Source organism: Stutzerimonas chloritidismutans (genome assembly GCF_051486945.1).
Taxonomy (GTDB): domain Bacteria; phylum Pseudomonadota; class Gammaproteobacteria; order Pseudomonadales; family Pseudomonadaceae; genus Stutzerimonas; species Stutzerimonas chloritidismutans_B.
Genome location: NZ_JAHVDX010000003.1, coordinates 272,960 through 293,369, shown reverse-complemented (window position 1 = coordinate 293,369; position 20,410 = coordinate 272,960). Strand labels below are relative to the sequence as shown.

General features: G+C 64.6%; 22 protein-coding genes. 12 read left to right on the top strand and 10 right to left on the bottom strand.

The window, feature by feature from the left end:
* Positions 1 to 125: 125 nt before the first annotated feature.
* From KXR72_RS13440 to KXR72_RS13430, 3 genes are read left to right on the top strand one after another with little or no spacing between them, the layout of a single operon-like run.
* Positions 126 to 746, top strand: a complete 621-nt coding sequence (locus KXR72_RS13440; protein ID WP_437421594.1) for a CDP-alcohol phosphatidyltransferase family protein — start codon at positions 126 to 128, stop codon at positions 744 to 746.
* Positions 746 to 1,345: a lysophospholipid acyltransferase family protein gene (locus KXR72_RS13435; protein ID WP_437421593.1), complete on the top strand. Its 600-nt coding sequence runs from the start codon at positions 746 to 748 to the stop codon at positions 1,343 to 1,345. Before KXR72_RS13440 ends, KXR72_RS13435 begins: the two co-directional genes overlap by 1 nt.
* A complete protein-coding gene (locus KXR72_RS13430) occupies positions 1,342 to 2,286 on the top strand; it encodes a phosphatidate cytidylyltransferase (protein WP_437421592.1) in 945 nt (314 codons plus the stop codon). Before KXR72_RS13435 ends, KXR72_RS13430 begins: the two co-directional genes overlap by 4 nt.
* A 56-nt stretch (positions 2,287 to 2,342) precedes the next feature.
* Here the strand turns inward: KXR72_RS13430 and KXR72_RS13425 are convergent, their stop codons facing one another.
* The 3 genes from KXR72_RS13425 to KXR72_RS13415 are packed head-to-tail and all read right to left on the bottom strand — an operon-like array spanning position 2,343 to position 5,262.
* Entirely contained in the window at positions 2,343 to 3,329 is a 987-nt protein-coding gene (locus KXR72_RS13425) for an ArsA family ATPase (protein ID WP_437421591.1), read from the bottom strand.
* Positions 3,320 to 3,583, bottom strand: a complete 264-nt coding sequence (locus KXR72_RS13420) for a cory-CC-star protein (protein ID WP_437421590.1) — start codon at positions 3,581 to 3,583, stop codon at positions 3,320 to 3,322. Before KXR72_RS13420 ends, KXR72_RS13425 begins: the two co-directional genes overlap by 10 nt.
* Positions 3,580 to 5,262: a carbon starvation CstA family protein gene (locus tag KXR72_RS13415; protein ID WP_437421589.1), complete on the bottom strand. Its 1,683-nt coding sequence runs from the start codon at positions 5,260 to 5,262 to the stop codon at positions 3,580 to 3,582. Before KXR72_RS13415 ends, KXR72_RS13420 begins: the two co-directional genes overlap by 4 nt.
* Positions 5,263 to 5,680: 418 nt before the next feature.
* On the opposite strand from KXR72_RS13415, the gene KXR72_RS13410 reads away from it, so the two are divergent.
* From KXR72_RS13410 to KXR72_RS13370, 9 genes are all read left to right on the top strand, one after another.
* Positions 5,681 to 7,735: a methyl-accepting chemotaxis protein gene (locus tag KXR72_RS13410; RefSeq protein WP_437421588.1), complete on the top strand. Its 2,055-nt coding sequence runs from the start codon at positions 5,681 to 5,683 to the stop codon at positions 7,733 to 7,735.
* A gap of 110 nt (positions 7,736 to 7,845) precedes the next feature.
* Entirely contained in the window at positions 7,846 to 8,334 is a 489-nt protein-coding gene (locus KXR72_RS13405; RefSeq protein WP_437421587.1) for a Na+/H+ antiporter subunit E, read from the top strand.
* Positions 8,334 to 8,585 carry a monovalent cation/H+ antiporter complex subunit F gene (locus KXR72_RS13400; protein ID WP_437421586.1) on the top strand — a complete coding sequence of 84 codons (252 nt, stop codon included), beginning with the start codon at positions 8,334 to 8,336 and terminating at the stop codon, positions 8,583 to 8,585. The genes KXR72_RS13405 and KXR72_RS13400 overlap by 1 nt, the downstream gene beginning before the upstream one ends.
* Positions 8,578 to 8,874 carry a cation:proton antiporter gene (locus KXR72_RS13395; RefSeq protein WP_437421585.1) on the top strand — a complete coding sequence of 99 codons (297 nt, stop codon included), beginning with the start codon at positions 8,578 to 8,580 and terminating at the stop codon, positions 8,872 to 8,874. Before KXR72_RS13400 ends, KXR72_RS13395 begins: the two co-directional genes overlap by 8 nt.
* Positions 8,867 to 9,769, top strand: coding sequence for a Na(+)/H(+) antiporter subunit B (locus KXR72_RS13390; protein WP_437421584.1), 903 nt, complete (start codon positions 8,867 to 8,869; stop codon positions 9,767 to 9,769). The genes KXR72_RS13395 and KXR72_RS13390 overlap by 8 nt, the downstream gene beginning before the upstream one ends.
* Positions 9,766 to 10,047, top strand: a complete 282-nt coding sequence (locus tag KXR72_RS13385; protein ID WP_437421583.1) for an NADH-quinone oxidoreductase subunit K — start codon at positions 9,766 to 9,768, stop codon at positions 10,045 to 10,047. Before KXR72_RS13390 ends, KXR72_RS13385 begins: the two co-directional genes overlap by 4 nt.
* On the top strand, positions 10,044 to 11,468 hold the full coding sequence (locus tag KXR72_RS13380; protein WP_437421582.1) for a complex I subunit 5 family protein: 1,425 nt from the start codon (positions 10,044 to 10,046) through the stop codon (positions 11,466 to 11,468). The genes KXR72_RS13385 and KXR72_RS13380 overlap by 4 nt, the downstream gene beginning before the upstream one ends.
* On the top strand, positions 11,465 to 12,961 hold the full coding sequence (locus tag KXR72_RS13375; RefSeq protein WP_437421581.1) for a complex I subunit 5 family protein: 1,497 nt from the start codon (positions 11,465 to 11,467) through the stop codon (positions 12,959 to 12,961). Before KXR72_RS13380 ends, KXR72_RS13375 begins: the two co-directional genes overlap by 4 nt.
* The gene (locus KXR72_RS13370; protein WP_437421580.1) at positions 12,958 to 14,613 is read left to right on the top strand and encodes a proton-conducting transporter transmembrane domain-containing protein; all 1,656 of its coding nucleotides are present in this window, start codon (positions 12,958 to 12,960) and stop codon (positions 14,611 to 14,613) included. The genes KXR72_RS13375 and KXR72_RS13370 overlap by 4 nt, the downstream gene beginning before the upstream one ends.
* A gap of 186 nt (positions 14,614 to 14,799) precedes the next feature.
* Here KXR72_RS13370 and KXR72_RS13365 read toward each other — a convergent pair whose 3' ends face one another.
* The 7 genes from KXR72_RS13365 to KXR72_RS13335 form a co-directional block, all read right to left on the bottom strand.
* Positions 14,800 to 15,111 carry a hypothetical protein gene (locus tag KXR72_RS13365; RefSeq protein WP_437421579.1) on the bottom strand — a complete coding sequence of 104 codons (312 nt, stop codon included), beginning with the start codon at positions 15,109 to 15,111 and terminating at the stop codon, positions 14,800 to 14,802.
* Positions 15,112 to 15,243: 132 nt separating this feature from the next.
* Positions 15,244 to 15,900 (bottom strand): DUF2238 domain-containing protein, encoded by a 657-nt coding sequence (locus KXR72_RS13360; protein ID WP_437421578.1) that lies wholly within the window; start codon positions 15,898 to 15,900, stop codon positions 15,244 to 15,246.
* 90 nt (positions 15,901 to 15,990) lie between these two features.
* Positions 15,991 to 16,434 (bottom strand): ketosteroid isomerase-related protein, encoded by a 444-nt coding sequence (locus KXR72_RS13355; protein ID WP_437421577.1) that lies wholly within the window; start codon positions 16,432 to 16,434, stop codon positions 15,991 to 15,993.
* A gap of 85 nt (positions 16,435 to 16,519) precedes the next feature.
* Complete coding sequence (locus KXR72_RS13350; protein WP_437421576.1) at positions 16,520 to 17,917, bottom strand: ATP-binding protein; 1,398 nt, start codon at positions 17,915 to 17,917, stop codon at positions 16,520 to 16,522.
* On the bottom strand, positions 17,914 to 18,591 hold the full coding sequence (locus tag KXR72_RS13345; protein ID WP_437421575.1) for a response regulator: 678 nt from the start codon (positions 18,589 to 18,591) through the stop codon (positions 17,914 to 17,916). Before KXR72_RS13345 ends, KXR72_RS13350 begins: the two co-directional genes overlap by 4 nt.
* A gap of 91 nt (positions 18,592 to 18,682) precedes the next feature.
* Positions 18,683 to 19,288, bottom strand: coding sequence for an outer membrane protein (locus tag KXR72_RS13340; protein ID WP_437421574.1), 606 nt, complete (start codon positions 19,286 to 19,288; stop codon positions 18,683 to 18,685).
* Between the two features lie 104 nt (positions 19,289 to 19,392).
* Complete coding sequence (locus KXR72_RS13335; RefSeq protein WP_437421573.1) at positions 19,393 to 20,403, bottom strand: SDR family oxidoreductase; 1,011 nt, start codon at positions 20,401 to 20,403, stop codon at positions 19,393 to 19,395.
* Between the last annotated feature and the right edge of the window lie 7 nt (positions 20,404 to 20,410).

Below are 20,410 nucleotides of genomic sequence, written 5' to 3'. Positions count from 1 at the left end.
TAAAAATACGCGCCAAGCTACTTGAAATAACGAGCTGGAGTGAGCGTAAGCTGCCGTTCAAGAGAAACAGGGGACACCCCCTGGTGCTAATTTGAAAAATGGTAACAAACAGGTGAGGGAACGCCATGCAAGACAACCGAAGACCCATTGCATCTCGATCTAAACGCTGGGCAATGGAGCTAACCACGTTTTTAATTAACCGTAATATCTCGCCTAATCAGATTTCAGTAGCCAGTATCGGGTTTGCAGCCATGGCGGCGACAAGTATGGCAGCGTCCACTGGCGCACTTGCCTCTCTTTCGGCAATTGCATTCATCCAGCTCAGGTTGATATGCAACCTGCTTGACGGGATGGTGGCTATCGAGGGCGGGAAGCAATCGGCATTGGGTAGCCTGTATAACGAATTTCCCGATCGCATCGCAGACAGCTTGTTGATCGTGGCGCTTGGTTATACGGCAGGTGATGCATCCCTGGGTTGGTTCGCAGCACTCGCCGCGGCGTTGACCGCCTATGTTCGAGTCTTCGGCGGATCGCTAGGGCTCCAGCAAACCTTCGTCGGGCCCATGGCCAAGCAGCACCGGATGGCCGTAATGACGGCCGGCCTGGCGCTGAACATTCCCGAGTCTCTGCTCTTCGCGACGCACCATACCTTGTACTTCGCGCTGGTCGTTATCGCGGCTGGGTCCGTTGTGACCTGCATTACCCGCACCCGAATGATTGCGCGCCAATTGAAGGAGGCCGTGTGATGTGGCTTTCCACCCTATTGATATCTGTTTTGCGGCTATTGCTGGGCGCCAGCGCTCGTTTTGAAAGCACGCCTGATCTGTCCGGTCAGCGCATCTATTTCGCTAATCACACGAGCCACATCGACACGCTCGCGATCATGGCGGCCCTGCCCCGGGAGGCCAGGCTCAACACCAAACCCCTTGCTGCAGCTGATTACTGGGGCAAGAACCGGTTTCTGAGATACATCGCAACGCGTGGGCTCAACTCGGTGCTGATCGAGCGTAAACCCAAGGAAGGCGAGGACGCTCTGGCGCCCGTGCATCAGGTAATGGCCCAGGGGGCTTCGGTCATCATTTTTCCAGAAGGGACGCGTAAGTTTCAGGCGCTTCCTGGCGAATTCAAATCCGGGCTTTACCGGCTGCATAAGGCGTTCCCACAGGCGCGACTGGTGCCAATCTATCTGGATAACCTGTATCGCTCGATGCCGAAAGGGAAGCATGTACCGCTGCCGATTATCTGCACCATTCGGATCGGCGATCCGCTTGAAGTTATCGACAACGAAGAGATTGGCCCTTTTCTGAGCCGGGCCCGCGACGCTGTAGTGAGGCTCGCCGAATGATGATCGAGAACAAGTTCTATCTGTTGATGGCCGGGGTCATCGCATTGCTCGCGGTCGCCAGCGTCACAGGGCTTCTTTTGAAGCGCTTCGTCAAAACGGAAGGCGCGATCGCGACAGTCGACAACCTGATTCTCCGGGTGAATGCCTGGTGGTCGATGATTGCAATATTCGTCGCGTCGTACCTGTTGGGTAGCACGGCGACGGTGGTGTTGTTCGCCTTCGTTTCGCTATTTGCGCTGCGGGAGTTCATCACCCTGACCCCGACCCGGTTAGGTGACCACAACGCGCTGTTCGCCGCCTTCTTTATCCTCATACCGCTGCAATACCTGTTCATCGGCATTCACTGGTATTCGATGGTCACGCTGCTGATCCCGGTTTATGCGTTTCTGTTCCTGCCGTCGATTGCCGTGCTGTCACAGGAGACCGAAGGGTTTCTAGAACGCGCCGCGAAGATTCAATGGGGCGTCATGATTACGGTGTACTGCATCAGCCACGCACCGGCACTGCTCATCCTCGATTTGAAAGGCTTCGAAGGGCAGAACGCCTTGTTGCTGTTCTACCTGATGTTCGTCGTTCAAATCAGCGATGTTTTGCAGTACGTATTCGGCAAGCTGTTCGGCAAGACTAAAGTTGCGCCTATCGTCAGCCCTTCGAAAACAGTCGAAGGGTTGGTAGGTGGCGGCCTGGCGGCGGTGCTGGCCGGTGGCTGCATGTACTGGCTGACGCCGTTCAGTTTCTATCAGTCTCTGGCGATGTCCTTCGTGATCGTGGTGATGGGGTTTCTCGGTGGGCTGACGCTCTCGGCGATCAAGCGCAGCCTGCAGGCGAAGGACTGGGGCACCATGATCAAAGGCCATGGCGGCATGCTGGATCGGATGGACTCGGTGTGCTTTGCCGCGCCGGTGTTCTTTCATCTCACCCGTTATTTCTTTTCGGCGTAGCGGTCGACCAACCGTCGAATGGGCGCTGCCGGCAGCTGGGGCGCGGGAGCTTTGCGCTATCCCAACCGCTCCCCGAACGCCGCCAGCGCCGCTTCACCAACGACGTCTTCGGCCAGTAGCGGCAGCTGTTGAATTGGCAGCTCAGCGAGCGCTTGCTGCAGCGTTTCCAGATGCCGCTGTTCCTGGGCATGGCGTTCGGCAAGGAAGGCGCCGGCGTCGGCGGGAGAACGTTTGTTCACGATCAGCCCGGCCACATCGATGCCGCTGCGTTTCAGCTGTGCGTGAAGCTCGATGGTTTCCAGCACCGGTAGGCGCTCGGCGGCGAGCACGATGACAAACGCACAGCGTTGGCGATCCTGGATCAGGTCGCGCAACTGGGCGAAGCGCTCGCGGCGGCGGTAGAGCAACTGACGTACACGCTGTTGACGATCTTCGCCGTCGCCGTTTTCGCGGCCGAGGATGCTTTCGCCCAGCCCGCTATCGTCCTTGCCGAAGTTGCGCAGTACGTCGCCGAAGCGCTTGCTGCGTTCCTGGCGCTGCAGCAAGCCTTCGGTCCAGGCGGTCATCATTTCCGGCAGCGCCATCAGGCGTGAGGTGTGGCCGGACGGCGCCGTGTCGAAGACCAGCAGGTCGTAGCGGTCCAGGCCTTCTATGACGGTGTCGGCAATGCGCTCCAGCAGCGCGGCTTCGTGCATCCCGGGTGCGTCGCGAGAGAGCGACATATGTTTGTCGACCTCACCGGCCAGATGTGGCGGCATCAGGCGGCGCAGGGCGCTGCCGACTTCGTTGAGGTGCTGACGTACCGTTTCGTCGGGGTCGAGCTCCAGTCCGTCCAGGCCAGCGGCCAGGCGCACGGTGTTCGATCCGATCGCGCGATTCCAGAGATGCCCGAGGTTGTGCGCCGGGTCGGTGGAGACCAGTAGCACGCGCCGTCCGGCCCGCGCCTGCTGCAGCGCAGTCGCGGCGGCAACCGTGGTCTTGCCTACACCGCCTTTGCCGCCGATGAACAAGACGCGGCGTTCAGCCGCCAGTGCTAGCAACATCCGATGTGATCCAGTGGCGAGTGCTCCATGCCCATGCGCAGGTGCCAGTCGTGGAAGCGTTCGTAGAGTTCCGGCATCAATTCAAGGGTGTACCAGGCGGCTGGGTTCGGCACGCCCAGCGCTTCGGAAAAGACCAACAGCATGAACAGGTCGTCCTCGTCGCGCCGGGCTCGGGCGAAGGTACGTCGGTAGGGCGCGACGTAGAATTCCTTCAGCCCGTCCGAGAGGCGTTCGAAGAACGGCCGTTGAGTCACGGCAGCGGCTCGTCGGTGGTCATGTCGGCCGCCGGGTCGCGGCCCTTACGCATGGCAATCACCGCTTCCAGCGTAACCCACAGCGCGGCGATCAGAATCACCACGTCCATGCCCAGCAGCAACCAGTTCTCTGCACGGTAGAACTGACCCATTTGCACCAGCAGCGCATAGATCGACATCGCCAGCAGGAATACCAGCGGCACCAGGGTGTACATCGCCGGGCGGCCCTGCTTGATCAGCAACACGGTGATGATCGACAGGGTCAGCCCCGCCAGCAGCTGGTTAGTGGTGCCGAACAGTGGCCAGATCGCCATACCGCCGCTGCCCTCGGAACCCGCGCCAAAGGCCAGCGCCATGCACACACCAACGGCTATGAAGGTGCCGACCAGGGTGTTCACCTTGAGTCCGGCCAGCTCACCGGCTTCCTGAATGACGAAACGCTGCAAACGCAAGCCGGTGTCCATGGTGGTGCCGGCAAAGAGGATCGCCATCACCGCAAGAATGGTGGAGCCGAGTTCCGCCGGCAGGCCAAGGCCGTTGGCGAGCAGGGTGCCGCCGCCTTGAACGAACGCATTCACGCCGCCCTGACCGAACGCGGTATAGACCTGTTGCCAGTCGAGCAGGGTGGCGAAACCGGCGGTGCAGCAGATGATCGCGGCCAGCGACAACATGCCTTCGCCCACTGCGCCGAAGTAGCCGACGAAGCGGGCATCGGTCTCCTTGTCCAGCTGCTTGGAGGTCGTGCCCGAGGCGACCAGCCCGTGGAAGCCGGATATGGCACCGCACGCGATGGTGACGAACAGGAGCGGAACAATGCTCGGGCTGTCGGCGGGCAGCTCGGCGTTGTACGCCGGCGCGACCAGCTCCGGCGCCCCGAACAGCACGGCCAGGTAGAGCAGGCCAAGGCCGACGAACAGCTGCAGCCCGTTGATGTAGTCACGCGGTTGCAGCAGCACCCACACCGGCAGCAGCGAGGCGATAGCGGCGTAGGCGAACAGCAGCAGGATCCAAAATGACTTCGCACTCAGCCCCAGCACCGTCTCCGGCAGGGTAATGGGGTAAGCGCTGCCCAACAGGATCAGCAGATAAAGCACGATTACGCCGCCCAGCGAAGGCCAGAGCAGCTTGACGTTGTAGCGGTAGATCAATTGACCGATCACCAGCGCCACGACAATCGCACCCCATACCGGAATCACCGATGTCGGCGTCGAGGCCAGCAGGTTGGAAATCACCGCAGCGAAGGCACCGTTGACCATCAGCAGCACGAGGAAGATCACGACCAGGAACAGGCTGCGCCCGCGCGAACCGATCAGCCGGCCGCTGAGCATGCCCACTGACTGGCCCCTGTTGCGCGCGCTGGCCCACAGGGCGCCGAAGTCATGAATACCGGCGAAGAAGATCGTACCCAGCACCACCCACATGAACGCCGGCACCCAGCCCCAGATCACCGCAATCGCCGGGCCGACGATGGGCGCGGCGCCCGCGACCGAGGTGAAGTGGTGGCCCCAAAGAACAAACTTGTTAGTGGGCACGTAATCGACGCCGTCGCGCATGGTATGGGCGGGGGTCTGGTAGTTCGGGTCGAGGCGGTAGATCTTCTCGGCGATGAACTTCGAATAGAACACATAGCCCAGCGACATCGCCGCCAGGCCCACAATCATCAACGCAATCGCACTCATCTAAGGCTCCTCGCACGCGTGCCCGGTACAGGCATCACGCAGGCTTGGGCGGCTGCCCACTTATCGTTCGGCTACCTCCGGGGCGCCATGCTGCTTGCCAGGTGTGTTTGGAGCGCGCATCAGCCCGCTTCGCCCGGTCTGGCATCGGAGTTTCGAGCGGTGTAGGTGCGAAAGGTTTCCCGCTATTCGCTCATCGCAGGCGTTGCTGCGCGCTTTTGGTGCGTGCGCCTGAGCGGGTTAGGGCAGATCCAGCGCGCAACTTTCGGAGCAGCATCTAAGCTTGCTTGATTCGCGTAATGGCGTAGTGCCTCTATTGGGCTGTTGATGTCATTGGCGGGAGGCATGGCGCGCGTATTGCTTAGCCTCCTTCTCGGCACGCGGGTCGTGGCCGCTATCGTAATGGATCAAGGAGAAGGCGATGAACGCCCTGTTGCTACCCGGCGTAAGGACACTCGAACGGTTCAGTTTCGCTCGCAAATTCCAGTTGCTGGCGCTGATGTTCATCCTGCCGCTGGGCTATGCGGTCTGGGCAATCGGCGAGGGTTACCTGGACAAGCTTCAGCTGGTCGCGAACGAGCGTGCCGGCGTGCGCCAGTTGGACGCCCTGGACGGGGTCGAGCTGCAGCTGATCGCACAGCGCAATCTCACTGCGCGCTGGAAGGCCAGTGAGAAAGGCCGTGAAGTGACGGACGAGACCCGCGCGCTCATGGCCGCAGTGCGGGCGAGTGAGGCTGGGCTGGATGCGAGCCTGGCTGCACTTGCAAGCCGACTCGCTGAGGAGGAGGTGAGCGAGGAGGTGCGGGCCGGGTTGGCGCGTCTGCAGGCCCAGCGCGAAGGCCTGCGTACCGCGGCGCTAGCTGAAACCGCCTGGTGGCCTGATGCCTATGACCGTTTCACTCAGGCGCTACAGGACGTGGTTTCGGTACGGGAGCAAATTGCCACCGAGAGCGGGCTGATTCTCGACCCCTGGCTGGAGACCTATCTGATGATGCAGCTGACCACGCAGGCTGCGCCGAGTATGGCGCAGCAGCTCGGCGTGCTCGCCAGCGTCGGGCAGGGAGTCGTCGCGTCCGGGCAATTCAGCATGCAGAGCCGTTTACAGCTGCGCGAGATCCGCACCGCCAGCGGCGCGCAGCGCGCGCAATTGGGCAAGTTCGCCGATCACCTGCAAGGCAAGCTGCCCGCCTCGCTGGGCAACTGGGAGCAGGGGTACCGGACCCGTCTCAAGGCATTGGATGGATGGCTCGAGCGGCTCGACCGCGACCTGTTCGCCGGCACTGTGCAACTGGACCGCACGACATTCGAGCAAGGCATGGACGCGGCGCTCGGCGAGGTCAGCCAATTGCAAACCGCTACGCTCGCTGGGCTCGATCAGCGCCTGGGCGAGTATCGGCAGCAGGCGCTGCGTGCGTTGACGATCACTGCGACGGCGTTCGGACTGCTGGTGCTGCTGGCGCTGTATACGCTGGTCTGCCTGCAGGCATCGATCCGCGCGAGTACCGCGCGGATCACCACGATGGCGCAGGCCCTGCGTGACGGTGATTTGCGCTGCCGGACCCAGACACACGGCCGAGACGAGCTCGCGATGATCGGCACGGCCCTCAATGAGGCGGTAGGGCAGCTGCGCGACTCCCTGGAGGGGGTCAATCAACAGAGCGCAAGCCTGGGTGGCACGGTGCAGCATCTGTCCGAGCGCGCTCAGCAGTCGCTGCGTTCAGTGGAGGATCAGCAGGTCCAGGTCAGCCAGATCGCCACCGCGGCCACCGAGATGGCGGCGACTGCCCAGGCCGTTGCCGAAAGCTGCGAGCAGGCCTCACAAGATGCGGCGCAGACGCGCCGTATCGCCGAGCAGAGCAACGCGCAAAGCGTGCAGACAACCGCCAGCATGCGGGAATTGACTGGGCGTATGGGTGAGGCGGCCGCCGTGCTTGGGCACTTGCGGGAGCAGGCGCAGCAGATCGATCGCGTCATCGAAGTGATCAAGGGCATCGCCGAGCAAACCAATCTGCTGGCGCTCAATGCGGCCATCGAAGCGGCGCGTGCCGGCGAACAAGGGCGCGGTTTCGCGGTGGTGGCCGATGAGGTTCGCAGTCTTTCACAACGCACGCAGGCGTCCACCCGCGAGATCGCAGACACGGTTGAGGCACTGCAGCAGGTGGTGCAGCAATCGGTCGACCTGATGGAGGCCGCTTGTGGCCAGGCCACGCGAGACGCCGGCGCGGTGACGGCGCTGGGTGACAACCTGGGCGAGATTGCCGGCGCGGTACAGCGCGTCAGCGACATGATTGTGCAGATCGCCACAGCCGTGGAGCAGCAGGCCGCTACCGCCGAAGATGTCAGCGGCAACATCCAGCGCGTCGATCAGGCTGCCCTAAGCCTGCTGGAAGGCGCTCAGGCGGTTCATGGGGTAGCCGATCGGCTGGGCGACGGCACGCGCAAGCTGGCGCAGAACACGGCCCGCTTCAGCCTTTGATCGTCAGCCGCCCGCAACGGCTGGAAACACCCTGCGGCGCCATTACACGGAACGCCTGAGCGCGCCTCACTTCCAATCATGAGATGAGGTGGACGACGAAGGGAGCCGACATGGAGCGGACAGAATCGCGACGGCGTTGGCGCGATGGGCCGGGCTGGGCGCTGATCTATGCCGCGCTCTGGCTGTCGTTCAGCGGCGGCGAGGGCTGGTCGCTGGGCATCCCGAGCGTCCTGCTGGCTACCCTGGTGTCGCTCTGGCTAGGGCGGCGGCCGTGGCATCCGGCGCTCCCGGCGTTGCCGGGTTTCATTCTCTTCTTTCTGATGCGCATGCTTGCCGGCGGCTGGGACGTGGCCGTTCGCGCTCTGCATCCGCGCCGCCCGTTGCAGCCGGCCTGGCTCGACTACCCGCTGCAATGCTCGTCACCGCAGGTCCGCCTGTTGTTGTCGGCGCTGGTCGGGCTGCTGCCCGGCACCCTCTCTTCGCGCGTCGACGGTGATTGCATGCGCGTCCATGTGCTCGACGAGCGCCAGGCGTGGCAGCCGACCGTGGCGGAACTGGAACGGCGGCTGCAGCGCCTGCTGGCTAGAGGAGCGCACTGATGGGCCTGTATCTGGCGCTGCTGTTGCTGACGGTCGTCGTCGGCCTGGGCCGCGTACTACTCGGGCCCGGGCGAGTGGATCGCCTGCTGGCCGTGCAGTTGTTTGGCACCTCGGGCACGGCGCTGTTGCTGGTCATGGCGCAATGGCAGGCGCAGCCGGCGCTGCGCGACGTGGCGCTGGTGCTGGGCCTGCTTGCCGCCGTGGCCAGTGCCGCGCTGGTACAGGTGTTGCGGCGGGGGCGCCATGATTGATCTGGTGCGTGACGGATCGAGCTGGATCCTGTTGATCGGCGGGCTGATGTTCTTCGCTGCGGGGAGCGTCGGTCTGCTGCGCTTTCCCGATGCTGTCAGCCGTCTGCATGCACTGACCAAGGCCGACACGCTGGGTCTTGGGCTGGTGGTGCTGGGATTGTCGCTGCGGGCCGATAGCGCCTGGGCAGTTATCCAGATGGTGTTGATCTGGCTGTTGCTGCTGGCGTCCAGCGCGACCGCTTGCCAGTTGCTCGGTCGCCAGGCCGAGGAGGAGGTGGGCGATGACTGAATGGCTGCTCGACGGCGTGCTCGGCCTGTTGGTCTTGCTGCTGGCCTTCGGCGCGCTGCATGGTCGCGACCTCTACGTCAGCGTACTGCTGTTCATCGCTTTCGGCCTGGCCTTGGCACTCGTCTGGGCGCGGCTGGGTGCGGCGGACCTGGCGCTGGCTGAGGCGGCCATCGGTGCGGGATTGACTGGCGTGTTGCTGTTCGCGGCGCTGGCGAACCAGCCTGCCGAGGCGCCGCGCCAGCGTCGCGGCCGATTTCTGGCCTCCGCAGCAGTGGTGTTGCCGCTGCTCATGCTGCTTGTGCAAGGCCTGATGCCGCTCGCCGAGCAGCGCTCCAACATGCCGGCGATGATCGATGCGGCATTGCCGCACAGTGGCGTCAGCCATCCCGTGACGGCCGTACTGCTCAATTTCCGAGCCTGGGACACCCTGCTCGAGCTGGCTGTACTGCTCCTGGCTTTGCTGGGTGCGCGCCAGCTCGGGCCACGGCGGTTGGAGCTGGCCGAGCCCTGGCCTTTGCTGCGCAGTTGGGCGCGGGTGCTGGCGCCACTGCTGGTACTGGCGGGCGGCTATGTGCTGTGGCGCGGTGCGAGCGCGCCAGGCGGCGCATTCCAGGCCGGCTCGCTGCTGGCCGCTGGGGTCGTGCTGCTGCGGCTCGCCGGGCTGTTACCGATGCTGCGCTGGTCATCTGCGCCGCTGCGGCTGGTTGTGCTGGGCGGATTGCTGGTCTTTATCGGAGTCGCCCTGGTGACCGCCTGGCTGGGTGGGGGCTGGCTGTATTACCCCGATGGCGCGGCCAAAGGCGTGATCCTGATGATCGAAGCCGTGGCCACGCTGTCGATTGCCGCCAGCCTGAGCCTATTGGTGGTCGGCGAGCGCGAGGAACCAGCGGCATGAGCGCGACGGTATTCTGGTCGGCCATCGGCGCCGGGCTCTGGCTGCTCGGCTTGCACGGGCTGCTGAGCGTGCGCCACGCGCTGCGACGGATCATTGCCTTCAACCTGATGGGCAGCGGTGTATTCCTAGTCATGGTGGCGCTGGCATCACGAAGCCAGCCGACCGACCCGCTGCTGGTCGCACTGGTGGTCACCGGGCTGGTGGTGGCGGTGAGCGCAACGGCGCTGGCACTGCGGCTGGCGAGCGCAGCCGAGGGGCGCGGGGCGTCTCGCCGATGAATGCCGCGCTGTGGAGCCTGGCGCTGCCGCTGGTTGCGGGCCTGTTGCTGGTGTTGGTGCAACCGCGGCGTGCCGGCGTCTGGACGATCACGGCGACGCTGGGCAGCTTGGTCGCCGCCGCGCTGGCCTTGCGGTACGCGATAGAGACGGGGCCGACGCTGCTGCATATCGGTGGCTGGGATACGCCGCTGGCGATCCGCTTTCAGCTGACACCACTCACTGCACTGTTGCTGGTGTTTACGGCTGGCTTGCATCTGCTGGTCGCGCTCTACGCCGCGCGCAGCCCGCACGCCGGTGGCAGCGAGGATTACTGGCCGCTGTCCTGCCTGCTGCACGCGGCACTGGCCGCACTGTGGCTGTCGGCCGACTTGTTCAACCTGTATGTGACGCTCGAGCTGCTCAGCCTGGCTGCCGTGGCGCTGGTAGCCCTCGCGGGGCGGAAGGCCTACCGGCCGGCATTCAACTACCTGATGCTGTCGCTGGCCGGTTCACTGGCGTATCTGTTCGGCGTCGCGCTGCTATATGGCCGCTACGGTGTGCTGGACGTGCCGGCGCTGGCTTCGCTGGCTGAAGCCGACGCCAGCACTCGGCTTGCTCTGCTGTTGATGAGCCTCGGTTTGATGCTTAAGGCGGCGCTCTGGCCGCTGCACCTGTGGTTGCCGCCGGCGCACTCCGGCGCGCCGACCGCCGTAAGCGCGCTGCTTTCGGGGTTGGTGGTCAAGGGGCCGATCTACATCCTGTGGCTCGTCTGGAGCGAGATCGCACCGCCCGAACTGGGCCGCCAAGCGGGTGGGTTGTTCGCCGCAGCAGGCATCCTGGCGTTGCTTTCGGGCGGATGGTCGGCGTTGCGCGCGCCGCGGTTGAAGATGCTGGTCGCCTATTCGACGGTGGCCCAACTGGGCTATGCACTGCTTGCGTTGGGGCTGTTGCTGCGCTGGCAAGAGCCGCGAATGGAGGCGGCGTTGTGGCTGTTCATCATTGCCCATGGTTTGGCAAAAGTGTCGATGTTCCTTGCTGCGGGCGAGCTACAGCGGGTGCTGGGCACGCGACGCGTTCGCGCGCTCAAGGGCGCCAGTCAAAACATGCCGGTCGCGATGGCGACGTTCGCGGTCGCAGGCGGCAGCCTGATCGGGCTACCCCCCAGCGGCGGCTTTCTTGCCAAGTGGCTGCTCCTCGAGCCGCTATTCGCTCAGCCTGCGCACTGGCCCTGGGCCGTTGGCGTGCTGCTCGGCACTCTGATGTCTGCCGCCTATGTGTTCCGCGTCGTGGCGCTGGGTTTCGACCGTGCCCGGCCTAACCCGCCAAGCGTGGTGCCGGACCGCCTCGCGCAGTGGCTGGCGATGCTGCCGGCATTGCTGGTACTGGGTCTGGCGCTGATTAGCGAACCGCTACTGCTCTGGTTGGGAGGGGTTGCGCGATGAGCTGGACTACCTGGCTGCCCCTGGCCATTGTGCTCAGCTCGCTGCTGCCCGGCCTGCTGATCTTTACGCTGCGCGAAGACCAGCAACTCACGCGCGTGGCCCTGAATCTGTGCGGTGTGGTCGTAAAGCTGGCATTGGTCGCAGCGATGATCTGGGGCGTTAGCCGGGGTCTCGAGTTCCGCTTCAGCCTGCCGTTTCTGCCCGGTGCGCCTCTGGTGCTGCAGGGCGATGCGCTCTCGCTGTTATTTGTTGCCTTGTCCTCCGTGCTGTGGATGGCGACCACCGTCTATGCCATTGGCTACCTGGAAAAAAGCCCCCTGCGCTCGCGCTTCTTCGGCTATTTCAGCCTTTGCGTCAGCGCGACGGTAGGCCTCGCGCTGGCCGGAAACCTGGTCAGCTTCCTGCTGTTCTACGAAATGCTGACCCTGGCGACCTTTCCGCTGGTGGTACACCGCGGCACGCCGGAATCGCTGCGGGCTGGGCGCATATACCTGGCCTATACCGTGGGGGGCGGTGCGTTGGTGCTGATGGGCGTGGCGCTGCTGCACAGCCTTGCCGGCGGTCCCGACTTCCAGCCCGGCGGCTATTTGCTCGATGCCGTTGGTGAGCACGACCTGGCGCTGCGCGTAGCCTTCGTCCTGCTGGTAGCTGGGCTCGGCGTCAAGGCGGCGCTGATCCCGCTGCACGGCTGGTTGCCGCAGGCGATGGTCGCGCCAGCGCCGGTCAGTGCCCTGCTGCACGCGGTGGCAGTGGTCAAGGCCGGAGCGTTCGGCATCGTCCGGGTGGTCTATGACGTGTTCGGCGCCGAGGCCCTTGCCGAGCTGGACGTAGCCGGCCCGCTGCTTGGGCTGGCCGCGGCGACGATCCTCTATGGATCGCTACGCGCACTGCAACAACAGGAGCTGAAGAAACGCCTGGCCTATTCGACCATCAGCCAGGTGTCTTACGTCACCCTCGGGGTCGCCCTGCTCGGGCCGATTGCCGCGGTTGGTGGGCTGGTTCATCTGGTGCACCAGGGGCTGATGAAGGTGACGCTCTTCTATTGCGCGGGCAATTTCGCCGAAACGTTAGGTATCCACCGCATCCGCGAAATGGACGGCGTCGGGCGACGCATGCCGTTGACGATGACCGCGTTCAGCATCGGTGCGCTGGGAATGATCGGCATCCCGCCAATTGCCGGCTTCGTCAGCAAATGGGCGTTGGGCATGGGCGCGCTGGAAGTGGGGCAGGACTGGGTATTGCTGGTGCTGATGGGCTCGGCGCTGCTTAATGCAGCCTATTTCCTACCGCTGCTCTGGCGCGGCTGGTTCGCCGAACCGGCGCACTGGCACGAGGACAATTGGCGCGACGAGCGTTGGGAAACGCATTGGATGCTGCTGTTTCCAGCGTTGTTCACGGCGGCGCTGGCGGTGCTGGTCGGTCTGCTGGCTGGTACCGCACTGAGCCCACTTGGCTGGGCGCAACTGATCGTAGATCGGGAGTTCCGGATATGAGCGGCGCCTGGCTCTGGTTACTGGTGCCGTTGGCACCGCTGCTCATGCTCGCCTTGCTGGGCACCATGCCGCGGCGGGTGGTCAGCTGGCTCTGGCTGGGCTGCGTGCCTGCCTTGGTCGTCGCGGCATGGCCGCAGCCGCTGCTGGAAATGCCGATGCTCTGGGAAGGGGTGCGCTGGGGCGCGGCAGATGAGCTGAGTCGCGCCTGGCTTGGTTTCACCGCGCTGCTCTGGGGTTGCGCCGGGATCTATGCCAGCAGTAGCCAGCGGGACGACCCGGCGCGTCTGCGCTTCTGGACCTTCTGGCAGTTGGCTCTGGCCGGCAACCTGCTGCTGATCATCGCCACCGATGCGCTGAGTTTCTACCTCGGTTTTAGCGCCATGAGCCTGTCGGCGTATGGGCTGATCGTTCATCAGGGCGGACCGGGGCCGCGGCGTGCCGGGCGGCTCTATCTTCAGCTGGCGATAACGGGCGAAATGGCTTTGTTGGCCGGGTTGATGTTGCGCACCCATGCCGCCGCGGGGGACTTTGCGTTCGCTGCCTGGCAGCAGGTGCCAATGGATGAACTGACGCTCCTGCTCTTGCTGCTGGGCCTTGGGTTGAAAGCCGGTTTCTGGCCGCTGCACATCTGGTTGCCGCTGGCCCACCCGGCTGCACCGGCACCGGCGAGCGCCGTGCTGTCCGGTGCGATGCTCAAGGCAGGCATGCTGGGCATCTGGCGCTGCATGCCCGAAGGCGACCCGTTGCTGGCGAGCTGGGCCGAGGGGTTGCTGATCGTTGGCCTGTTCGGTGCCGTGTACCCGGCGCTCCTTGGCCTGGGCAGCAGCAAGGCCAAGGCCGCGCTGGCCTATTCCTCGGTGAGCCAGATGGGCTATCTGGTCATCCTGTTGGCATTGCTCTGGCGCCATCCAGAACAGCAGGCTGTGCTCACCGCCGTGCTCATGCTGTATGGCGTGCATCACGGGTTCGCCAAGGGGGCCTTGTTCCTGGCAGCCGGGCTGGTGCATGCGGGGCGGTTGTCGCGCTTCGGCTGGCTGTGGCTGTTGGTGCCGGCCCTGGCGCTTGCCGGCCTGCCTCTGACCAGTGGCGGGGCGGTCAAGACGGCCATGAAAGAGGTGTGGAGCGAGGGGATGTTTGCCCGCTGGCAGGTGGGCCTGACGATCGCCAGCTTCACGACCGCACTGTTGCTCCTCCGCGCGCTCTGGCTGATGCGCCGCGAAGCGCAGCACGCACCCGCCGAGTCACCGCCAACCCTGCAGCTGGGGCCGTGGGCGCTGCTTGGCGGCCTGTCGCTGCTGTTGCCCTGGGCCTGGCCGGCTATGCGTGAGCCGCTGCTGCACGGTTTCTATCCGAAAGGCATCTGGGCATCGACGTGGCCGTTGCTGCTGGCGCTCGGCATCGCCACAGCGGCGCTTCGCACTGGCCTCCGTGCTCCCGCCTGGCTGACGCGCCTACCTGAACGCGCGCTGCCGCCCTCGCTCGCGCTCAAGCGCGTATCGCAATGGCCACCCATCCCAGTGCCAAACGCAACGCCCGATAGAGGCCGCTGGCGGCACCGTGAGCGCCGCTGGAACCGCGCTTGGAATGCTCAGACGCTGGCACTCAGCGCGTGGCTACTCGCCGCGCTGTTGTGGCTGGGGTGGTTGTGGTGAGCAAGGACCACAGCCGCCCCCATGTCGTCAACGCCGGACACGGTGCGCTCGGTCAGCAGCTTCGACGCTAGCTCTCGGGCGATCATGCCGTGGCGCGACATCGGACCGCACCCGTTTCGCAGCGCTGTTAGGTCTTTTTTCCGGCAAAAAAAAGGCGCCAACGGCGCCTTGAAGGTGGAGCGGAACTTAAACAGTGCCTAGTCCGGTACGGTCGCTGCCGTCCTCGGCAATCAGCTGGCCGAGTGGGGTGCGGTCGAAACCGTCATCGGCGACGCGGTCAGCCTGTGGCGTCAGGTCAAAGCCGTCTTCGGCGAGCAGTTGGCCGAGCGGTGTGTGCTCGAAGCCGTTTTCGGCCAGCGTCGGGTCGGCAACAACGCCCTTGCGCACGGTCGCGGCGCTATGGGCTTCGCCCACTATCGGCTGCGGATGGCTCGGCGGCACGGCGAGGGCGGTCGAGGCGATGCTGGCGAGAATCAGGCTCGCGAATAGCGTTTTCATGAGAGGTCTCCTCTGTTTAGCGGGGTACGGGACCTATGCTACGAGGACGTTCCAAGGTGGCAAACGCGAGCGTGTCGATAGTGCTCATCGACCGTCTTGATACCGCTGCGGGCCGCGGCTGGCGTGGCCTAGCTAGTCCACTAGACGTTCGCCGGCTCGCTGGTTCAGCGTGTTGCAGGGGGCAGCCAGCGCGGCGAGGCTGCGGTTGTGCAGGGGCACCAGCACGGTCATGGCCGCGATAGAGCCGAGCAGGGCACAGAACATATCGGCCTGGGTATCCCACTCGTCGCCTTGCATGCCGAGAAACTCATCAGCGCCCTGACCTAGCGCGAGGGCGGCAGCCCACTCGACCAGCTCATACACGGCGCTGACCATCAGTGCCACGCATACGCAGAGGAACGGCAGCAAGTGACGGCCGTTGACGCGGTTTCCGCGTATCAGCCATTCACGTGCGAATAGCGCCGGAATGACCCCCTGCAAGACATGCCCGAGCCGGTCATAGGGATTGCGTGCCAGATCGAGCCAATCCTGCAGCCAGAACCCCAGCGGAACACGTGCAAAGCTGTAGTGGCCGCCAGCGATCAGCCCGAGCGCCATGATGCCGAGCAACAGGTACAGCAGCGAACTCAACGGAAAGCGTCGGTGGCTGTAAATCAGTAGGGGCAGCAGTACGGCTGCTGGTAGCACCTCCAGCAGCCAGGTGGTGCGGTCATGCGGGTCGACGGCCGAGAGGATCAGCGCGAAAACAATGAGAGCAACCAGCGTGGTGAGCAACAACGGCCGAAGCATTCAACCTGCCTTAGTTAACGGGGCGAATGCACGGTAGACCCTGAATCACGCCGGATGACTGCGCGCAGCGGAGCGGCACACCGCTGACGTCTAGGGCAGCGCCTTTTCGGCGTAGGTACGGGTTTGCAGGCCCAGCTGCGCGCGAAAGCTTTCCATGTCGAACATGGTGCAGATTTCGCGGATCTGCCCGCTCGGTGAAAGCAGCCAGAACGCCATCGCGGAAATGCTCAGCACCTTGTCACTCGGGGGGTAGCCGAGCGCGGGCGTCTCGATGGTGCCGATCAGGGTGCTCCAGGTCATGACCTTGTCGCCCTCCGCGACGCACTCCTCGATGACCACTTCCAGGTCAGGCATCGCCGTGCGGATCTGCCGGACCAAGGCGATGAAGGCGCTGCTGTCTAGCGCATGGCCGACGAACGAGCTCTTGTAGAGGAAATCCTTGCCATGCAGTTGTTCGGCGAGGGCCATGTGCCCGCGGTTCCAGGTGAGGTCGACGTGGTGTCGGACCAGCCGTTTTCGCTCTTCCAGTGACATACCGATGCGTCCGTTGCAGGGGAGGACTGCACTCTACCAGCGGCGCAGGAGGCGCGGACAGCAGGGCGCGCTGCCCTTCGTCGGCTCAGTCTGCCGGCAGGCGGACATGAAAGGCGGCGCCCCCAAGGCTCGAGTCATCGAGGCGTAACTCGCCGCCATAGCTATCGAGGATGTCCTTGACCACCGCCAGGCCGATCCCCTGACCCGGATGCTGGGCATCGAGGCGCTCGCCGCGGCGCAAGATGCGCGCGCGTTGGTGGGCCGGCACTCCAGGGCCGTCGTCCTCGATGCTCAGCACGCGCATGTCGCCGTCCTGGTGGAACCGGATGCGGACCCGACCCAGGCAAAGCCGGTAGGCGTTTTCCAGCAGATTGCCGAGCAGCTCCATGAGTGCGCCCTGTTCAAGTGGCAACGTGGCGCCGGGCGGCAGCTGGCTGTCGACCCGGACGCGCTTGTCCTGGTAGACCTTGTCCAGTGTCGAGCAGAGCCGTTCGAGCAGGTGGTCGAGCGCCACACGGTGCCGGACCAGGCCACTCTGGCCCAGGCTGGCGCGCTGAAGTTGGTAGCCGATCTGCTGGCTCATGCGCTCGATTTGCGCATGCATCACCTGCGCATGCTCGCGGCTGCCGGGTGCCGCACTGATCGTCTCGCCGACGCTCTGCAGCACCGCCAGTGGCGTCTTCAGACTGTGCGCGAGGTCGCCCAGTGAGTTGCGGTACCGTTCGCGCTGGCGCCGCTCGCCATCGAGCAGGCGATTGAGCGAGCGGGTCAGGCGCAGCAATTCGTGCGGGTGATGGTCGCTGAGGCGGTCCAGCCGGCCGGCTTCGACTTGGTCGAGCTCGCGGCTGAGCCGCTTCAGCGAACGGAAGCCCCAGGTCAGGCCAAGCCAGAGCAGACCCAGCAGGACCATCAGCCCACCGCCCAGCCAGCCGTACAGCTGGCGACGAAATTCATCGAACATGCTGCGGTATTCGCTGGTGGGCTGCATGGTGATGAAGCTGTAGCCTTCGTCCGAATCGCTGGGCAGGCGCAGCTCGACGTCATAGACGAAGTACTCGCGCCCGTCGCGGTCGTGCATGCGGCGAAACTCGGTGACGCCGCCGTCATAGCGCGGCTGATAGTCGATGTGCTCGTCGTCGGCCGAGCGCGACTGCCAGACCCGCGCCCCGGTGGGGTCGTGGATGAATCCGAGCAGGCCGGCGTCCGGCAGGTCGAATTCCTCGTCGGGCAGGCGTTCGGGCATGACCAGCCTGCCGCGCTCCAGCCGCGCCGCGGTGATCAGGGTATTGGCGTCGGCAGCGAGCCGCTGCGCGATGACGCGCTCGAACGCCACGCTGAACGCCGCTTGCAGCACTGGCAGCAACGCCAGCATGAAAAGCACGGCCAGGGTGGTTGCGCCCAGCATCAGCCGCAGGCGCAGCGACAGGCCGCCGTTGCGCCTGCCGCGAAGCTTCGCCAGCCCGCGCAAGCAGCGGCGCCTCACCGGCAGCGCTCGGTAAACAGGTAGCCGAGCCCGCGCACGGTGTCGATCGGCTTGAGCCCACCTTGGGCTTCGAGTTTGCGCCGCAGTCGCCCGACCAATACCTCGATGACGTTGATGTCGCGCTCGCTGTCGTCTGGGTAGAGCTGCTCCATCAGCCGCTCTTTTGCCACGACCTGCTGCTGGTGCCGCATGAGGTATTCGAGGATGCGGTATTCGAAGGCGGTCAAGGCCAATGGCTCGCCGGCCACCGTCGCCTGCTTGCGGTTGAGGTCGAGCTTTAGCGGGCCGGCCTCAATGCTGGCCTGGGTAAAGCCGGACGAGCGCCGCAGCAGTGCATTGAGGCGGGCTTCGAGCTCCTCGAACTGGAAAGGTTTGACGACATAATCGTCCGCCCCGGCAGCGAGGCCTTCGACCTTGTCCTGCCAATTGCCGCGCGCCGTGAGAATAAGGATCGGGAACACCTCGCCGTTGCTGCGCAGCTGCCGGATGAGGTCCAACCCGCTCAGGCCGGGCAACCCGAGGTCGATGATCGCTATGTCATGGTTGTACTCCCGCGTCTGATACAGCGCCTCCTCGGCATCGGCTACCGCATCGACCACATGGCCGCTCTCGCCCAGGCGGGTCTTGAGGTGGTGGCGCAGCAGCGCCTCGTCTTCCACCACCAGCACTTTCATTGACGGCTCCTGTATGCAAACGGCCGGGACCCAGGTCCCGGCCGCGTTTCCTTGTTAGCCCAAGCCGCGTGCTTCAGCACGGGAAAACGGCTCAGAAATGATAGTTCACACCGAGATAAGCCTGCCCGGTGCTGTGCAGATCGATCGAGCCGACCTTGCCGACGCCACGCTCGGCGACTTCGGTGCCAGCGTTACTGCGCAGATAGCGGTAACCGGCCTCGACCGACGCGTTTTCGTTGAGCTTTTGCAGCACGCCGGCTTGCAGGCCGACCAGATAGCCGATGTCGCTGTCACGGCGGTAGCCGCTGGATTCATTCTCCAGCTTGGTCAGGCCGGCGCTGGCACCGCCGAACAGGCGGGTGGTGTCGCCGATCGGCAGGAACAGGTCGTAGCTGCCGAAGAGGTTTTGCTGGCGCAGCTTAAGGCCGTTGCCGTAGTCATCCGAGACGTTTTCGTAGGTGGCGTAGTAACGCCCCTCGTCGGTCATCTGGCCGGCGCGAACGCCCCAGGTGCCGCTGTTCTTGATCACGTCATCGAAGCGGTTGGGGCCCGCCATGTTCTGCTTGAGCGTGCTCGACCGGTCGATGTTGGAGGTGCTTTTACCCCAGGTCAGACCGGCGAAGTTGTCGGCGGCGTGGGCGCCCAGGGTGATGAGGCTCAGGCTGGTGGCAATTGCCAGAGAGTGCAGCGTTTTCATGGTGTCGCTCCTGTGCAGCGATGGATAAGTGACGCATCCATCGTGCCTAGGGGCGCCTGAACATCGCCTGAACCCAGCCTGAACCTGGGCTGAACGAACCGGAGTCAGCGCCCGCGGCGGCCGAACAAGGCGACCAATGCTGCAGCGCCGACCGCCACGGCGGCTGTGGTCGCGACGGGGTGCTGCGTCGCTTGGGTATAGAGGCTGTGCTTCAGCACCCGGCCCGGATAGCGGCCGCTGGCCTGGCCGTCGCCGGCACGGCCGACGTCACTGGCATGCAGCGCCCCACGCGGATGGCGATCAGGCCGGCCGCTCTGGATGGCATCGTAGACGAAGGTGCGGTTGATCCAGTCGGCCAGGCGCGGCGCGTTCTGCGCCAGCTTGGAGAGCAGCTTGGCATTGCCGATGTAGACGTCGCGCTGCGGATGCTCGGCGGCGTCGAGAATGGCGTGCGCCACCACTTCCGGCGCGTAGACCGGCGGCGGGAAGACCGGCGCGCTGGACAGGTAGTTCTTGGAATGGTCCATGAACTGCGTATCGGTCGAGGATGGGCGCACCAGGGTCACGGAGACCGGTGTACCGGATTTCTGCAGCTCGACGCGCAGCACGTCGGTCATCGCCTTGATCGCGTGTTTGCTGGCGCTGTAGCTGGAATGGAAGGGCAGCGCATTGGCCGACTCGACGCTGCCGATATTGATCAGCGAACCGCCCTTGTCGCGCAGATGCTTGAGAGCAATGGCGCAGCCGTAGTGGGTGCCCCAGAAGTTGGTCTGCATGACTTGCTGATGGTCCTCATCGCTGACCTCATCGAAACGTCCCCACACCGAACTGCCGGCATTGTTGATCCAGGTGTCGAAGCCGCCAAAGTGCGCAATGGTTTCGCTGGCGACGTGCTCGAGTTGGGCGCGGTCGCCAACATCAGCCTGCACATGCAGGACGCGTTCGCCTGCGTTCAGCTGCTGCTTGATGTCCGTTAGTGCGTCTTCGTTGCGCGCCACCAGCACGACCCGCGCGCCGCGCTCGACAGCCAGGCGCGCGGTCGCCAGGCCGATGCCGCTGGACGCGCCGGTGATGACGATGACCTGTTCGTGCATGGGTTTCAGGGATATGCGCATCGAGAGC

Excerpts from the sequence above, each read along its gene's own strand:
- KXR72_RS13440 (WP_437421594.1), top strand. The coding sequence starts at position 126 with ATGCAAGACAACCGAAGACCCATTGCATCTCGATCTAAACGCTGGGCA.
- KXR72_RS13435 (WP_437421593.1), top strand. The coding sequence starts at position 746 with ATGTGGCTTTCCACCCTATTGATATCTGTTTTGCGGCTATTGCTGGGC.
- KXR72_RS13430 (WP_437421592.1), top strand. The coding sequence starts at position 1,342 with ATGATGATCGAGAACAAGTTCTATCTGTTGATGGCCGGGGTCATCGCA.
- KXR72_RS13425 (WP_437421591.1), bottom strand. The coding sequence starts at position 3,329 with ATGTTGCTAGCACTGGCGGCTGAACGCCGCGTCTTGTTCATCGGCGGC.
- KXR72_RS13415 (WP_437421589.1), bottom strand. The coding sequence starts at position 5,262 with ATGAGTGCGATTGCGTTGATGATTGTGGGCCTGGCGGCGATGTCGCTG.
- KXR72_RS13410 (WP_437421588.1), top strand. The coding sequence starts at position 5,681 with ATGAACGCCCTGTTGCTACCCGGCGTAAGGACACTCGAACGGTTCAGT.
- KXR72_RS13405 (WP_437421587.1), top strand. The coding sequence starts at position 7,846 with ATGGAGCGGACAGAATCGCGACGGCGTTGGCGCGATGGGCCGGGCTGG.
- KXR72_RS13400 (WP_437421586.1), top strand. The coding sequence starts at position 8,334 with ATGGGCCTGTATCTGGCGCTGCTGTTGCTGACGGTCGTCGTCGGCCTG.
- KXR72_RS13395 (WP_437421585.1), top strand. The coding sequence starts at position 8,578 with ATGATTGATCTGGTGCGTGACGGATCGAGCTGGATCCTGTTGATCGGC.
- KXR72_RS13390 (WP_437421584.1), top strand. The coding sequence starts at position 8,867 with ATGACTGAATGGCTGCTCGACGGCGTGCTCGGCCTGTTGGTCTTGCTG.
- KXR72_RS13385 (WP_437421583.1), top strand. The coding sequence starts at position 9,766 with ATGAGCGCGACGGTATTCTGGTCGGCCATCGGCGCCGGGCTCTGGCTG.
- KXR72_RS13380 (WP_437421582.1), top strand. The coding sequence starts at position 10,044 with ATGAATGCCGCGCTGTGGAGCCTGGCGCTGCCGCTGGTTGCGGGCCTG.
- KXR72_RS13375 (WP_437421581.1), top strand. The coding sequence starts at position 11,465 with ATGAGCTGGACTACCTGGCTGCCCCTGGCCATTGTGCTCAGCTCGCTG.
- KXR72_RS13370 (WP_437421580.1), top strand. The coding sequence starts at position 12,958 with ATGAGCGGCGCCTGGCTCTGGTTACTGGTGCCGTTGGCACCGCTGCTC.
- KXR72_RS13365 (WP_437421579.1), bottom strand. The coding sequence starts at position 15,111 with ATGAAAACGCTATTCGCGAGCCTGATTCTCGCCAGCATCGCCTCGACC.
- KXR72_RS13360 (WP_437421578.1), bottom strand. The coding sequence starts at position 15,900 with ATGCTTCGGCCGTTGTTGCTCACCACGCTGGTTGCTCTCATTGTTTTC.
- KXR72_RS13355 (WP_437421577.1), bottom strand. The coding sequence starts at position 16,434 with ATGTCACTGGAAGAGCGAAAACGGCTGGTCCGACACCACGTCGACCTC.
- KXR72_RS13345 (WP_437421575.1), bottom strand. The coding sequence starts at position 18,591 with ATGAAAGTGCTGGTGGTGGAAGACGAGGCGCTGCTGCGCCACCACCTC.
- KXR72_RS13340 (WP_437421574.1), bottom strand. The coding sequence starts at position 19,288 with ATGAAAACGCTGCACTCTCTGGCAATTGCCACCAGCCTGAGCCTCATC.
- KXR72_RS13335 (WP_437421573.1), bottom strand. The coding sequence starts at position 20,403 with ATGCGCATATCCCTGAAACCCATGCACGAACAGGTCATCGTCATCACC.